The 14,290-nt window shown below is 35.7% G+C and carries 15 protein-coding genes; 14 read left to right on the top strand and 1 reads right to left on the bottom strand.

Translation table 11 applies throughout. The features are described from left to right. Positions 1–253: 253 nt before the first annotated feature. On the bottom strand, positions 254–1,540 hold the full coding sequence (gene metK / locus QWY86_RS11905) for a methionine adenosyltransferase (protein ID WP_290242386.1): 1,287 nt from the start codon (positions 1,538–1,540) through the stop codon (positions 254–256). Between the two features lie 227 nt (positions 1,541–1,767). Between metK and QWY86_RS11900 the strand changes: the two genes are divergently transcribed. The 14 genes from QWY86_RS11900 to QWY86_RS11835 all read left to right on the top strand — a co-directional run bounded on the left by QWY86_RS11900 (position 1,768) and on the right by QWY86_RS11835 (position 14,283). After that, positions 1,768–2,649, top strand: coding sequence for a diacylglycerol/lipid kinase family protein (locus tag QWY86_RS11900; RefSeq protein ID WP_290242384.1), 882 nt, complete (start codon positions 1,768–1,770; stop codon positions 2,647–2,649). 17 nt (positions 2,650–2,666) lie between these two features. Further along, positions 2,667–3,017 (top strand): translation initiation factor, encoded by a 351-nt coding sequence (locus QWY86_RS11895; RefSeq protein WP_290242383.1) that lies wholly within the window; start codon positions 2,667–2,669, stop codon positions 3,015–3,017. 177 nt (positions 3,018–3,194) lie between these two features. Next, positions 3,195–4,790 carry a phosphoenolpyruvate carboxykinase (ATP) gene (gene pckA / locus QWY86_RS11890; protein ID WP_290242380.1) on the top strand — a complete coding sequence of 532 codons (1,596 nt, stop codon included), beginning with the start codon at positions 3,195–3,197 and terminating at the stop codon, positions 4,788–4,790. A 302-nt stretch (positions 4,791–5,092) separates the two neighbouring features. Then, positions 5,093–5,923, top strand: coding sequence for a MotA/TolQ/ExbB proton channel family protein (locus tag QWY86_RS11885; protein WP_290242378.1), 831 nt, complete (start codon positions 5,093–5,095; stop codon positions 5,921–5,923). Between the two features lie 77 nt (positions 5,924–6,000). Beyond that, on the top strand, positions 6,001–6,615 hold the full coding sequence (locus QWY86_RS11880; RefSeq protein WP_290242377.1) for a biopolymer transporter ExbD: 615 nt from the start codon (positions 6,001–6,003) through the stop codon (positions 6,613–6,615). A gap of 3 nt (positions 6,616–6,618) precedes the next feature. Then, on the top strand, positions 6,619–7,122 hold the full coding sequence (locus QWY86_RS11875; protein WP_290242375.1) for an ExbD/TolR family protein: 504 nt from the start codon (positions 6,619–6,621) through the stop codon (positions 7,120–7,122). An 18-nt stretch (positions 7,123–7,140) separates the two neighbouring features. Continuing rightward, positions 7,141–7,959 (top strand): energy transducer TonB, encoded by an 819-nt coding sequence (locus QWY86_RS11870; protein WP_290242373.1) that lies wholly within the window; start codon positions 7,141–7,143, stop codon positions 7,957–7,959. A gap of 225 nt (positions 7,960–8,184) precedes the next feature. Next, positions 8,185–9,087 (top strand): substrate-binding domain-containing protein, encoded by a 903-nt coding sequence (locus QWY86_RS11865; protein WP_290242371.1) that lies wholly within the window; start codon positions 8,185–8,187, stop codon positions 9,085–9,087. Positions 9,088–9,193: 106 nt separating this feature from the next. Further along, positions 9,194–10,909 (top strand): tetratricopeptide repeat protein, encoded by a 1,716-nt coding sequence (locus QWY86_RS11860; protein WP_290242369.1) that lies wholly within the window; start codon positions 9,194–9,196, stop codon positions 10,907–10,909. Between the two features lie 82 nt (positions 10,910–10,991). Continuing rightward, positions 10,992–11,363: an NADH-quinone oxidoreductase subunit A gene (locus QWY86_RS11855; RefSeq protein WP_290242367.1), complete on the top strand. Its 372-nt coding sequence runs from the start codon at positions 10,992–10,994 to the stop codon at positions 11,361–11,363. Between the two features lie 149 nt (positions 11,364–11,512). Continuing rightward, on the top strand, positions 11,513–12,055 hold the full coding sequence (locus QWY86_RS11850) for an NADH-quinone oxidoreductase subunit B (RefSeq protein WP_039472971.1): 543 nt from the start codon (positions 11,513–11,515) through the stop codon (positions 12,053–12,055). Next, positions 12,055–12,555: an NADH-quinone oxidoreductase subunit C gene (locus tag QWY86_RS11845; protein ID WP_290242358.1), complete on the top strand. Its 501-nt coding sequence runs from the start codon at positions 12,055–12,057 to the stop codon at positions 12,553–12,555. Before QWY86_RS11850 ends, QWY86_RS11845 begins: the two co-directional genes overlap by 1 nt. Positions 12,556–12,560: 5 nt before the next feature. After that, positions 12,561–13,775: an NADH-quinone oxidoreductase subunit D gene (locus tag QWY86_RS11840; protein WP_290242356.1), complete on the top strand. Its 1,215-nt coding sequence runs from the start codon at positions 12,561–12,563 to the stop codon at positions 13,773–13,775. Continuing rightward, positions 13,768–14,283, top strand: coding sequence for an NADH-quinone oxidoreductase subunit NuoE family protein (locus QWY86_RS11835; protein ID WP_290242353.1), 516 nt, complete (start codon positions 13,768–13,770; stop codon positions 14,281–14,283). Before QWY86_RS11840 ends, QWY86_RS11835 begins: the two co-directional genes overlap by 8 nt. The last annotated feature ends 7 nt before the right edge of the window (positions 14,284–14,290 follow it).

Genomic DNA, 14,290 nt, shown 5'->3' with positions numbered 1-14,290 from the left:
GTTTGTCAAACTTCTGCTGTTTACTACTCCGGGCGGAATAGATAAACTCTGTTTCTTTTATTTCCATACACTGATTTTAGTGTATAGCATTTTCAGGAATCGACACAAAATGCGAGTCAACTCGGTCGTTGATAACTGGAAATACTTATGAATGTATCTACATGGATAAAACCAAATAATGGATATGATACATAAAAAATGCCCCCAAAAAGTATTTAACTTCTTGGGGGCTATTTATATTAGTTTTTTTATACTAAATGCCAAATGCAGCTTTTACTTTATCTACGAAATCTAATTTCTCCCAGGTAAACAATTCTACAGTTACACTTTTTTCTTCACCATTTGGAGTTCTAAATGTTTTATTTACGGTTTCAGGTTTTCTACCCATGTGGCCGTATGCAGCTGTTTCACTGTAAATTGGATTTCTTAATTTCAAGCGTTGCTCAATAAAATAAGGGCGCATATCAAATATCTCCTCTACTTTTTTGCTGATTTCGCCATCCGTTAACCCAACTTTGGCTGTTCCATAAGTAACAACATTAATCGATGTAGGCTTCGCAACACCAATTGCATAACTTACCTGAACCAAAACTTCTTCGCACAAGCCAGCTGCTACTAAGTTCTTAGCGATGTGGCGGGTTGCATAAGCAGCACTTCTATCTACCTTACTAGGGTCTTTACCAGAGAAAGCACCACCACCATGAGCACCTTTACCACCGTAAGTATCAACAATAATTTTTCTACCCGTTAATCCCGTATCACCATGAGGACCACCAATTACAAAAACGCCAGTTGGGTTAATGTGATAAGTAATCTCCTCGTTAAATAAATGTGCATATTGTGGATATTTAGCCTTAATCCTCGGAATTAAAATTGAAACTAAATCGCTTTTTATTTTAGTCAGCATTTCATCGTTCGCATTATCTTTATCTTCTTTTGAAGATGAAGCAGGCTTAATAAAATCATCGTGCTGTGTCGAAATTACGATAGCATCAATTCTTTGAGGTTTGTTATCGTCAGAATATTCTAACGTTACCTGCGATTTTGCATCAGGGCGTAAATAGGTAATTTCAGTATTTTCTCTTCTTAAATTAGCCAGTTCTCTTAAAAGTGCGTGAGATAAATCAAGTGCCAATGGCATATAATTTTCGGTTTCGTTAGTTGCGTAACCAAACATCATCCCTTGGTCGCCAGCACCTTGTTCTTCCTTACTTGCTCTATCTACACCTTGGTTAATATCTTGAGATTGCTCGTGAATTGCAGATAAAATACCGCAAGAGTTTGCCTCAAACATATATTCACTTTTAGTGTAGCCAATTTTTTTGATTACATCACGAGCAATTTGTTGAACATCTAGGTAAGTTTTAGATTTAACCTCTCCAGCCAAAATAACTTGCCCTGTAGTTACTAAAGTTTCGCATGCAACCTTCGATTCAGCATCGAAAGCTAGAAAGTTATCAATTAATGCATCCGAAATTTGATCGGCAATTTTATCTGGATGACCTTCAGATACTGATTCTGATGTAAATAAATATGACATTTATTAAAAAATTTAAAGATGAAAATAAACAATTTAATAAGTGCTAAAATTCCCTGAAAACAGGTTCATTTGAATTGAGGAAGGTATTAGCACTTTTTTTAGAGTGGTTGCAATCCCGTTCATTTATCAGAACATCGCAAATCAATCCACTGTTAATGTTGCAAAATTAGTATATTTTCTTTATTTCAAGAAATTATAGATTATTTTTGTGTCCTCATTCTCAAGCTTTGCAACTCAAAACTAACATTTTATTCATCATCAATCCAATTTCTGGAGGTCGGGCAAAAACGCTTATTCCTGCATTAATTGATAAGTATCTGGATAAGGAAAAATTTAATGCTAATTTTCGTTTAACGGAATTTGTTGGCCATGCAACAGAAATTGTTGAAGAAGCAATTGCCAAAAATTTCGAAGTTATTGTGGCTGCGGGCGGCGATGGAACCATTAATGAGGTTGCATCGAAGGTAATGCAACATAATAAAATTTTAGGGGTACTACCTTTAGGTTCTGGAAATGGTTTGGCAAGGTTTCTTAACATCCCACAAAATTTAAAAGATGCTATTCTGCTTCTAAATCAATTAAAGACAGACGAAATTGATACGGCTAGCTTTAACAATATGTGTTTTTTTAATATTGCAGGTATAGGTTTCGATGCTCATTTAAGCGCTGCATTTTCTCACGATAAAAAACGTGGCTTAGCCGGTTATATGAAATTAGCCTTAAAAGAGGTTTTAAATTATAAAACAGAAGTTTATCACTTAACGATTGATGGGGTTGAATACCAAAGAAAAGCCTTTGCCGTGAGTGTTGCAAATTCATCTCAATATGGTAACAATGTTTATATTGCTCCAAATGCATCGGTAAAAGATGGTTTATTAGATGTTTGCATCATCAAGCCTTTCTCTATATTAAAATTGCCAGCTCTAAGTTATGTTTTATTTAAGGGGAAGGCAGAAACTTCAGATTTAATTGAGATTATTAAAGGCAAAGACATAAAAATTGTTCGGGATAAGGATGGTCCGGTTCATGTAGATGGAGAGCCTTTATGCATGGGCAAAGAAATTGAGATTTTAGTAAAGCCATTGTCTCTAAAAGTTATTGTTCCTTAGTTTAAATTTCAGTGTATATGAAATCGAAAAAAAATAATTTAAGTGATTTGGGTGGAATTATGTTTTCTACAAACCCTGATTTTGAATTTGAGCAAGAGGTTGATAATACCGTAACTGCGCCAAACCAGCAACAGGATTTAAGGGTAATGCTTGATAAGAAAAACAGAGGGGGTAAAGCCGTAACCTTAATAACTGGGTTTAGAGGGAAAAACGAAGATTTGGAAATCTTGGGTAAATTACTTAAAAATAAATGCGGCGTTGGTGGTTCTGTAAAGGATGGTGAAATCCTGATTCAGGGTGATGTAAGGGATAAAGTTATGGGTATTTTACAAAAAGATGGTTATAAGGCAAAAAAAGCCGGCGGTTGATATTGGCTTAGTGTATTTTTTTACGAAAATTTATAAGTTTAAAATCGTATATAAAGTATTGTAAATCAGAGTATTGAATCATAGTGTAAAGACTACAATATGTAAAAAAAGACTAAATAAAATTGGTTTTTTTGCATTTTATCTGCATACCTTTGGCGCACTAACTAACTTATTGTTATGAGCAAAAAAGGATTGCAAACGCCAGATTTAAGCTATTTAAATCTGAAAGCCGGTTTGGATGTAAAATATCAATTATCAGCGGCTGAACTCATTGAAGAATCTTTAAAAAATGGAGAAGGGAGTTTGGCTTCTTCGGGCGCACTTGCCGTTGATACCGGGAAATTTACCGGGCGTTCTCCTAAAGATAGATTTATAGTTTGCGATAACATTACAGAAAACGAAGTTTGGTGGGGCGATATCAACATTAAATTTAAGCCTGAAAAATTTAATCGCCTTTTTACTAAGCTCACCCACTATCTAAATCAGAAATCTTTTTATGTTAGAGATTGCTCGGCATGCGCCAGTGCTGATTACAGTATGTCCATAAGGGTAATTACAGAAACAGCTTACCAAAATCTATTTGCAAATAATTTATTTATCCGCCCTGCGGATGAAGACTTGAACACCACACCAGAGTGGACTATAATTGCTGCACCTGGCTTTTTGGCTAATCCAGAACTGGATGGAACCAGACAAGAAAACTTCTCTATAATCAACTTTACCAAAAAGATGATTATTATAGGTGGAACAGGTTATACAGGCGAAATTAAAAAGGGAATTTTCTCTGTCTTAAATTTTATACTTCCGGTATATAGGAATACACTTTCTATGCATTGTTCGGCAAATGTTGGTGTAAATGGAGACACTGCAATCTTTTTCGGTTTATCCGGAACTGGCAAAACGACTTTATCTGCAGATCCTGAACGAGCATTAATTGGTGATGATGAACACGGATGGAGCGAAAATTCTATTTTTAACTTTGAAGGCGGTTGTTATGCAAAGTGTGTCGATTTAACACTAGAAAAAGAACCTCAGATTTATAATGCCATAAAACACGGCTCTTTATTAGAGAATATTAATTTTTATCCGGGTACAAACGATGTTGATTTTTCTAACATCGAAAAAACCGAAAATACAAGGGTTGCTTATCCAATAAATTTCATTGATAATGCCGTTTTACCATCGATTGGTTCAACCCCAAAAAATATCTTTTTTTTAACGGCTGATGCTTTTGGTGTTTTGCCCCCAATATCAAAATTAGATGTAAACCAGGCGATGTTTCATTTTATGAGCGGCTATACTGCAAAAGTTGCCGGAACTGAAGCCGGAATTACAGAGCCTCAACTAACTTTCTCTGCATGTTTTGGTAAAGCATTTTTACCATTACATCCATCCAGATATGCTGATTTACTTGGAAAGAAAATGCAACAGGAAGAAGTAAATGTATGGTTAGTTAATACAGGTTGGACTGGCGGACCTTACGGAGTAGGAAAGCGAATGAAATTAGGGCATACAAGAGCGATGATTAAGGCCGCAATAAACGGAGATTTAGAGCATAATAACTATAAGTTACATCATGTTTTTAAATTAATGATGCCTTTACATTGTGTTAACGTGCCGGATGAAGTTTTAGACCCATCCAAAACATGGAATAATCAGGAAGAATATTTTTTAAAAGCATACGAATTGTCGGAGGCGTTTAAACGAAATTTTAGACAGTTTGAACTTACAAAAGTTAAAAATAATGAAGAAGTACCGTTAAAAATGTGTTAAATGTAGGTTTAAATGCATTTTTTCGCCAAAAAATTTGCAATTCGATTTTTTTTTAGTTTTTATTGTGAAAGAATTGCCTCCGGCTGAGGCAATTTTTTTGTTATATACCATATATAGTTTAAGCCGTGAACTAAAAATTTAAGTAACGATTTAATTGTTTATTGATTTATTAATTTGTAATTTAAAATCAATTTATAAATTTGTTTTCGCAACAAAATCGGCTAAGCCTACGTTGTGGTAATAGTAAAAGAAAAAACAGCTAAAAAAATTAAAAACAAGAACTAAAACTAAAAATTAAAAAAATGGCAAACGCACCAAAACCAACAACTGTTAAAAAAGAGAGCTCTTCAAGTGCTTCAAATGTATTTGCAACATTAGTTATTCCAATTTGTATCGTTATTGGATTTGTTATCTGGAAATTTGTATTAGGAGATCCATCAAACTTTATCGATAATAACAATGAAAACCTGCCATTACCTAATAACTATCCAGGTACAGCTTATAAAGGTGGACCAATCGTTGCAGTATTAATCGGTTTATTATTAACTACAATCGTTTTCTCTATCGAGCGTTTAATCGTAATTGGTAAAGCAAGCGGAAAAACTAGCTTAGATAGTTTCATCATCAAAGTAAAAGGTTTATTAAATTCTGGTAACATCGAAGCTGCAAAAGCTGAGTGTGACAAACAAGAAGGTTCAGTTGCAGCAGTAATTAAATCAGGCTTGAAAAAATATAGCGAAGTAGAAGCAGATACGAATATGGATGTTGAGCAATCAATTGTTGCTATCCAAAAAGAAGTTGAAGAAGCTACAGCATTAGAAATGCCAATGTTAGAGCAAAACTTAACCATCATTGCAACTCTAGTATCAATCGGTACATTAATCGGTTTATTGGGTACGGTAACAGGTATGATTCGTGCATTCGCAGGTTTAGCAAACTCAGGTGCTCCGGATCAGTCTGCGTTAGCAGTAGGTATCTCTGAGGCACTTATCAATACAATGACAGGTATCTCTGTTTCTACTTTAGCGATCATCATGTATAACATCTTAACTTCAAAAATTGATAAGTTAACTTATGCTATTGATGAGGCTGGTTTCAGCATCGTTCAAACTTATGCTTCTACGCATAAATAAAATAAATGAAAATAATTTTTACCGGCTTTATGGAAAACCGGAAAAAAGATCATCATTATTAAAAAGTATTAAATATTATGCCTAGAATTAAAGTTAAAAGAACCAGTACGGTAACAGATATGACCGCCATGTGCGACGTAGCTGCACTGTTACTTACGTTCTTCATATTAACTGCTACGGCTAAGCAACCTGAACCCTTGGCGGTATCTACACCTTCATCTACTTATGTATTTAAGGTGCCTGCCGAAAACAATGCGATTTTAACAATCGGACAAGGTAAGGTTTTCTTTGAGGTAGCAGGACAAAAAGTAAGGGCAAGAACGTTGCAGTTAATGGGAGAGCAGTACAAAGTTACTTTTACTCCTGATGAGATTACCAGATTCTCTGTAGTAGGCTCATTCGGCGTTCCTGTTTCGAATCTTAAGCAGTTTATTGGTATGTCTGGTGCAGATCGTATGAAACCAGGTGTTCAGCCAGGTATCCCTACGGATTCGACTGACAACCAATTAAACTCATGGGTTTTAAATGCTCGTAAAGCTACTCAAGAACTTAATGGCGCAGCAATGCGTGTAAGTATTAAAGGCGATGCGAAAGAAGAATATCCAGTTGTTAAAAAAGTTATCGATGTTTTGCAAAAACAAAAAGTGAATAAATTTTTGTTAGTAACAAACTCTGAAGCTCCAAGAAAATAAGAAATGGCAGAATTAAACACAGGCGGGAAGAAAGCCACACCAAGGGTTGATATGACTCCGATGGTGGATTTGATGTTTCTTTTGGTAACTTTCTTTATCTTAACGACTAGTATATCTACGCCACAGGCGATGGATATTACCAAGCCCGATAAAGAAGAAAACTTGCCAGAGAACAGATTGGCGCTAAAAGCTTCTAAAACAATGACAATTTTATTAGGTAAAAATAATAAGGTTGCATGGTATATGGGTGAAGCAGGAGAAAGCTCTCCAACAATTGAACCATTACAAGCAATTGAGGCAGCAATTGTTAAAAATAAAAAAGGTTCAAACGAAACCGAAAAGGATCCATTCGTTGTCTTGGTAAAACCAACGTCAGGCTCTACGTTTCAAAACTTTGTTGATATGATGGATGAATTGGAAATTTTAAAGGTTAGAGCTCGTCAGATTGATGATGACAATATCCTTGACAATGAAAAGCAATTCATGAAAGAACAAGGTATTTTATAATCAACTAAACCAGTAATCATGTCGAAATTAGATATATTTAGAAAGGAATGGTTGGAAGTAGTTTTTGAGGGTAAAAACAAAAACTATGGTGCTTACGAGTTACGTAAGTCATCTCCGGCTAATACCACAAAGGCACTAATTTATGGCTCTGTAGTATTTCTTGTTTTGTTCTTTGCTCCAAAAATTTATGGTATCATCAAAGGATCGTTACCAGAGGAAAAAGAAGAAATTGCACAAGAGGTAGTACTTACGCCGCCACCACCGGTTAACCCGGAAACACCTCCACCGCCACCGGTAGAGCCACCACCACCAAAAGTGGATCAGGTAAAAATGCCACCTCCGATTGTAAAACCTGATATTGAAGTTCAGGATGAACCACCTACAGTTGAAAAACTTAAGGAGGCTGACCCAGGACAGAAAGATATTAAGGGTGACCCAACTGCTGATATTGTTATCGCAGAGCCTGTAGGTGAAGGACCGAAAAGAGAAGCTGCAGTAGCAGTTGATGACAACAAGGTTTATGACTTTGTTAGTATCGAGAAGGTTCCTGAATATCCAGGTGGTTTGCCAGCGTTTTACAAATACCTAAGTGGAGCAATTAAATATCCGCCAATGGCACAGGAGAATAATGTTCAAGGTAAGGTATCATTATCTTTCGTAGTAGAGAGAGATGGTTCATTAACTGACATTAATGTTATTCGTGGCCCTGGTAGTGGTACTAATGAAGAAGCTGTACGTGTACTTAAAGCAAGTAAACGTTGGATTCCAGGTATTCAGAACGGTAAACCAGTTAGGGTAAAGTACAACATCCAGGTAAACTTTACACTTAGCAATTAAAATGTTAAATTTTGATATTTTTAAGCAAAAATCGCCTAAACAGCGGTTTTTGCTCATTTTAGGCCTAATCATGTTTGTGTTTTACCTGGTTATAGGTTTAGCATGCATATTTTGGAAAGATCTACCTTTAAATATAGCTTATCCATATAAAGTTGCAATTGGAATATTTCTTATTGTTTATGCATTTATCAGATTATTAAGCTTAGGAAGACGCGATTAAAATCAATGAGATATATCTTAATATTATTACTGGCTCTATTTACATTTTCTTCATGTAATCATAATAAAAAGGAACAAGAGGTTAAAGAGACCAGAACAAGCGGAACTTTAAAAATATTGGTTGATGAAACTGTAGGTCCGATTGTTCAGGATGAGATTGATATTTTTAAAATGGATTATCCGCAGGCAACATTTATTACAACTTTTAAGCCTGAAGAAAAGTTATTGCCCGTTTTTTTAAATGATAGTGTAAGGGTTATCGTTTTACCGAGAATGCTAACTAAGCAAGAGGAAAAATATTACAACCAGCGTAAAATCAAAATTAATACTTCGCGTTTTGCGGTTGATGGAATTGCATTAATTACAAACGCAAGCAATATTGATAGCACTATTAACGTTAGAGAAATTATTGATATATTGCAGGGCAAGGATTCGGGTAAGAAATTGGTATTTGATAACGCTTATTCCAGTACTTTTAAGTACTTTAAACAACTGGCTAATATCAGTCAGTTTCCCCAAAAAGGTGTATATTCTAAAAATTCCAGTAACGAGGTAATTAACCTTATTGCAGAAGATAAAAGTTTTATTGGTGTTTTAGGTGTTAATTGGCTTTCTGAAAAGAATCCGGAGATGTCAAAAAATGAAAGTAAAATTAAAATACTTGGAGTAAAGAATTTAAAAGGAAGCCCTGGCGATGATAAGTTTTATAAACCGACTCAATTAAATTTAATTGATGGGGTTTACCCGCTCTTGAGGAATATTAATATTATAGATTGCGAGGGAAGAGGCGGTTTAGGCACAGGATTTGCAACATGGTTAAGGAGCCAAAGAGGTCAGTTAATTGTACTGAAATCTGAACTGGCACCACATAAATTAATGCCAAGAGAGCTTAACATAACAAAAAAATAATAAATTGAACCACGATTGCACTTAAGTAATCAAACAAAAAAATATCAGATGAAGCTTGCATAAGCTTATGTAAACTTGATAACCATTAAAAAACAAAAAAAGAACTATGAAAATTTTAAAGAAAGCAATAACCTTAAATGTAGGTTTGGTGTTGATGGGTTCTGCAGTTTTTGCTCAAAGTTTAAACGACGCGAAAAAAGCGATTGATGCTGAACAATACCAAAAAGCAACATCAATGCTTAAAACATTGGTAAACTCTCAAGCGTCGAATGGTGATAACTATTATAACCTTGGTCTTGTTTATTTAAGAACCGGCTATATTGATTCAGCTAGAGCTGTATTTACTAAAGGTACAACGGCTGATCCAAAAAATGCTTCCAATTTTGCAGGTTTAGGTCAGGCAGATTTACTATCAAACAACGCAACATCTGCTAAAACAAACTTTGATAAAGCGGTTTCAGTAGCACCAAAAGATTATAAAACATATTTAGCAATTGGTAAAGCATATTTAGCTCAGGATAAACCTAGTGAGGATGTTTCGAAACCTGATTTTGCTAATGCTATAACTAATTTAACTAAAGCTGACGAATTAGATTCGAAAGATAAAGATGCTGAAGTATTTATTGGTTTAGGTGATGCTTATGCATTACAAAAGAAAAACTCCGAGGCAATTGGTCCATATTTCCGTGTAGCAGATATCGACCCAACAAATAGAAGAGCCGGAACTCAGGTTGGTAAAATGTACAAGGAAGCACGCTCATTCCCTGAAGGTGAAGCAGAGTTAAATAAAGTTATTGCAGCTGATGCAAACTATGGCCCGGCTTACCGCGAATTAGGTGAGTTATACTTACAGTGGAGTAGCTTTGGTACTGATAAAGAAAAGGCTGCAAAAGCAACTGAATTGTATAAAAAATATATTGATTTAACAGATAAATCTTTAGAGTCTCAGTTACGTTATATGCAGTTCTTATTCTATGCAAAGGATTTTCAGGCATTGGAGCAACTTGCATCATCAATTCAGGTTCCAGCTAACGATCCAAAAGGTATTATCGTTTCAAGATTAAAAGGTTGGTCTGCTTATGAGAATAAAAACTATCCTCAGGCTTTAACTAACATGACTGAATATTTTGCTAAGCAAAAGGATACCACAAAAATTTTAGGTTTCGATTATCTTTATTTAGGAAAAGCACAATTGAAAGCTGGTCAGGATAGTTTAGCATTAATTAACATTACAAAAGCAGTTGAAAAAGATTCAAGTAATACAGATGCATTAGCTGAAGTTGCTAAAACTTTTTTTGATGCTAAGAAATATGCTAAAGCAGCGCAAATTTATGATAAAGTAATTGCTGCGGGCCCTAATTCTAAAGGGGTATTGTACAGCTATTTTTATGATGGTTTGGCTTATTACTTTGAATATGCAACGCAATATTCAGCTAAGAAAAACCCATCAAAAGACTTATTAGTTAAAGCAGACTCTGCGATTGCTAAAGTTGCTCAGCTTTCTCCAGAAACTACTGACGCATACTTGTATAGAGCTCGTATTAATAGCTTATTAGATGATGAGAAGGCACCAAAAGGTTTGATGGTTCCGCATTTTGAAGCTTTTATTGAGAAAGTTACAGCAAAGCCAGAGTTAGTAACTCCAAATGCTAAAAAATTATCTGAAGCATATGATAACTTAGGTGGTTACTATTTCACTAGTGATAAAACTAAAGCTAAGGAATATTTTGATAAGAGTGTAGCTGTTTATCCAACTGGAACATTTGCAGCAGCTAAATTGAAAGAATTAGCAGCTCCGGCTCCAAAAGGAAAAGGTAAATAATTCAATAGTTAAATAATTTAGAAAAGGCAGAGTTTTGTTACTCTGCCTTTTTCTTTTACTTTTGCATCAGAAAATTAAGATTATGCATGCGCAGAGTACTTCAATAGATTTTTTACCGATTATATTTCAGGTAATAGTGGCTTTAGGTTTTGTGGTAACCACCTTGGTTGCAACTCACTTTTTAGGGCCAAAGCGTAAAACAAGTGATAAGCTTGAAGTATTTGAGGCAGGTGTTAAAAGCATCGGTAATGCCCGTCAGCCATTTTCTATCAAATATTTTGTAGTGGCTATTCTATTTGTTTTGTTCGATATTGAGGTGATTTTTATGTACCCTTGGGCAGTAAATTTCCGCGAACTTAAAATGGATGGTATGATTGAAATGTTCATTTTTATGGGCACCTTGTTGCTTGGGTTTGTTTATGTAATTAAGAAAAAAGTATTAGATTGGAATTAGAAAAATGAAGTGTATCGAATACACTTTCTAAAGGTTTTTCAATTTATTTAGAAAGGTTCTAAATCAAGTTAAACTAGTTTAATTGCCTTTTAAATATTGTAAATTTGTTGCTCATTCTGTAAAAGGGTGAGCATTTTTTGTTTATAAACATGAGTGAAATTAATATAGTTGATGCGCCTCCAGGTACCGAAGGACCTGGCTACTTTGCCACTTCTTTAGATAAAGTGATTGGTTTGGCTCGTTCAAATTCATTATGGCCTCTACCATTTGCAACTTCGTGTTGTGGAATTGAGTTTATGGCAACCATGGGTTCTCACTACGATCTAGGTCGTTTTGGTGCAGAGCGCTTAAGCTTTTCTCCTCGTCAGGCCGATGTTTTAATGGTAATGGGTACTATTGCTAAAAAAATGGCTCCTGTACTAAAGCAGGTATATATCCAGATGGCAGAGCCGCGTTGGGTAATGGCTGTTGGTGCTTGTGCAAGTAGTGGTGGTATTTTCGATACTTATTCTGTTTTACAAGGTATTGATGAGGTTATTCCTGTTGACGTTTACGTTCCGGGCTGCCCACCAAGACCAGAAGCTATTTTAGATGGTTTTCAACGCATTCAGGATTTGGTTAAAAACGAATCGGGCAGAAGAAGAAACTCTGATTATTACAAAGAACTCTTAGGTCAATACGGCATTAAATAATGGAAGAAACAACGTTAAATAACGATATCCACGTTAAGCTTAGCGAAAAGTTTGGCGATAAAGTTACTGCTGTTTCTGAGCCTTATGGTTTACTAACTGTTGTAACCTTTAAAGATGTTATCATAAATGTACTTTCGCATCTAAAAGAAGAGTTAAAGTTTAATTTCCTGACTGATATTACTGCGGTTCATTACCCTGGTAAAGATCATGGTATTGCTGTAGTTTACCATTTGAACAACATGGTAGAGCGTGTAAGAATCAGGGTTAAGGTTTTTATTTCTGAGCAAAATCCAACCATTCCTACTGCAACAACGGTATGGAAAGGTGCAAACTGGATGGAGCGTGAAACTTATGATTTGTTTGGAGTTAAGTTTGAAGGTCACCCTGATTTACGCCGTATTTTAAATATGGATGATCTAGGTGTTCATCCGATGTTGAAACAATATCCATTGGAAGATCCGAACAGAGTAGATAAAAAAGACGAATTTTTTGGAAGGTAATTTATATGAATCATAACCATCCGGTATTTACAGATAACGACCCGCAAAGTGAGCTGGTAACCTTAAACTTAGGTCCAACGCACCCTGCAACTCACGGTGTTTTTCAAAACGTTTTGCAATTAGACGGCGAGCGTATTGTAAGCGGCGTTTCTACAATTGGGTACATTCACCGTGCTTTCGAAAAGATTGCCGAGCATCGCCCATTTTATCAAATTACACCATTAACCGACCGTTTAAACTATTGCTCATCGCCAATTAATAATATGGGCTGGCACATGACGGTTGAGAAATTGTTAAATATCCAAATGCCTAAACGCGTTGATTATCTTCGCGTAATCATCATGGAGCTTTCGCGTATTGCCGATCACATTATCTGTAACACGATTATTGGTCAGGATACCGGTGCAACAACAACTTTCCTTTACCTTTTTCAATTCCGTGAACACATTTACGAGATTTTCGAAGAAGTTTGTGGTGCTCGTTTAACTACGAATATTGGTCGCATTGGTGGCTTTGAGAGAGATTTTAACGACATCGCTTTTGCGAAAATCAATAAATTTTTAAAAGAATTTCCGGTTGCTTTAAAGGAGTTCGAAAACCTTTTAACGCGTAACCGTATTTTTATCGATAGAACTGCTGGTGTAGCTGAAGTAACTAAAGAAGCTGCGTTGGAATACAGCTGGACTGGCCCGCTTTTACGTGCGGCTGGTGTTGATTATGATGTTCGCGTTGCTGACCCGTATTCTTCTTATCAGGATTTTGATTTTGAAATTCCGGTAGGTACAAGTGGCGATATCTACGATAGGTATTTAGTGCGTAACGAGGAAATGTGGCAAAGTTTGCGCATCATCGAACAAGCAATTGTAAAGTTGAAAACAGAAGAAAAGGGCATTTTCCATGCTGATGTTCCTGAGTTTTATCTTCCTCCAAAACAAGAGGTTTACAACAATATGGAAGCATTAATCTATCACTTTAAAATTGTGATGGGCGAAATTGATGCACCAAAGGCAGAAGTTTATCACGCTGTAGAAGGCGGAAATGGTGAATTAGGTTTCTATCTGATTAATGATGGAGGACGTACACCATATCGTTTACACTTCCGCAGACCAAGTTTTATAAATTACCAAATGTTTGCACCAATGAGCGAAGGTATGTTATTATCTGATGCCATTATAAACATGAGTAGTATGAATATTATTGCAGGAGAATTAGATGCTTAAAGTAGAAGAACAAACACCTGTAGAATTCTCATCAGAATTGCTGGCCAAATTTGATGATGTAAAAAGTCGTTATCCTGAGGGTAAAGAGAAATCAGCTTTGCTGCCATTATTGCATTTGGTGCAGGCAGAATTTCTTTGGGTACCAACATCTGCAATGGATAAAGTTGCCGAATACTTAAATATTCAGCCCATTGAAGTTTACGAGGTAGCTACTTTTTACACCATGTACTTTTTAAAACCACAAGGTAAATATGCTTTGGAGGTTTGCCGTACTGGTCCTTGCTGCTTGGTTGGTGCAGAAAAAATATTAAGCCACTTAGAAGATAAGTTGGGTGTTAAAGAGGGTGAAGTTACTGCCGACGGTTTATTCAGCTTTAGAGGAGTTGAATGCTTAGCGGCATGTGGTTTCGGTCCGGTATTACAAATTAGCCCGGAATATACCTTTTACGAAAACCTGACTACCGATAGTGTAGATAAATTGATAGAAGATTTGAAAAATAAGTCCTAGGTCAAAA

The organism is Pedobacter aquatilis (assembly GCF_030409415.1).
GTDB lineage: Bacteria > Bacteroidota > Bacteroidia > Sphingobacteriales > Sphingobacteriaceae > Pedobacter > Pedobacter aquatilis.
The sequence above is the reverse complement of the archived record's forward strand: the minus strand, read 5'-3'. Positions and strand labels throughout refer to the sequence as shown.

Bases quoted from the DNA above. Each gene is read 5' to 3' on its own strand.
- pckA (WP_290242380.1), top strand. From the start codon at position 3,195: ATGAGCAAAAAAGGATTGCAAACGCCAGATTTAAGCTATTTAAATCTG.
- QWY86_RS11865 (WP_290242371.1), top strand. From the start codon at position 8,185: ATGAGATATATCTTAATATTATTACTGGCTCTATTTACATTTTCTTCA.
- QWY86_RS11845 (WP_290242358.1), top strand. From the start codon at position 12,055: ATGGAAGAAACAACGTTAAATAACGATATCCACGTTAAGCTTAGCGAA.
- QWY86_RS11850 (WP_039472971.1), top strand. From the start codon at position 11,513: ATGAGTGAAATTAATATAGTTGATGCGCCTCCAGGTACCGAAGGACCT.
- QWY86_RS11870 (WP_290242373.1), top strand. From the start codon at position 7,141: ATGTCGAAATTAGATATATTTAGAAAGGAATGGTTGGAAGTAGTTTTT.
- QWY86_RS11840 (WP_290242356.1), top strand. From the start codon at position 12,561: ATGAATCATAACCATCCGGTATTTACAGATAACGACCCGCAAAGTGAG.
- QWY86_RS11860 (WP_290242369.1), top strand. From the start codon at position 9,194: ATGAAAATTTTAAAGAAAGCAATAACCTTAAATGTAGGTTTGGTGTTG.
- QWY86_RS11855 (WP_290242367.1), top strand. From the start codon at position 10,992: ATGCATGCGCAGAGTACTTCAATAGATTTTTTACCGATTATATTTCAG.
- metK (WP_290242386.1), bottom strand. From the start codon at position 1,540: ATGTCATATTTATTTACATCAGAATCAGTATCTGAAGGTCATCCAGAT.
- QWY86_RS11835 (WP_290242353.1), top strand. From the start codon at position 13,768: ATGCTTAAAGTAGAAGAACAAACACCTGTAGAATTCTCATCAGAATTG.
- QWY86_RS11885 (WP_290242378.1), top strand. From the start codon at position 5,093: ATGGCAAACGCACCAAAACCAACAACTGTTAAAAAAGAGAGCTCTTCA.
- QWY86_RS11875 (WP_290242375.1), top strand. From the start codon at position 6,619: ATGGCAGAATTAAACACAGGCGGGAAGAAAGCCACACCAAGGGTTGAT.
- QWY86_RS11880 (WP_290242377.1), top strand. From the start codon at position 6,001: ATGCCTAGAATTAAAGTTAAAAGAACCAGTACGGTAACAGATATGACC.
- QWY86_RS11895 (WP_290242383.1), top strand. From the start codon at position 2,667: ATGAAATCGAAAAAAAATAATTTAAGTGATTTGGGTGGAATTATGTTT.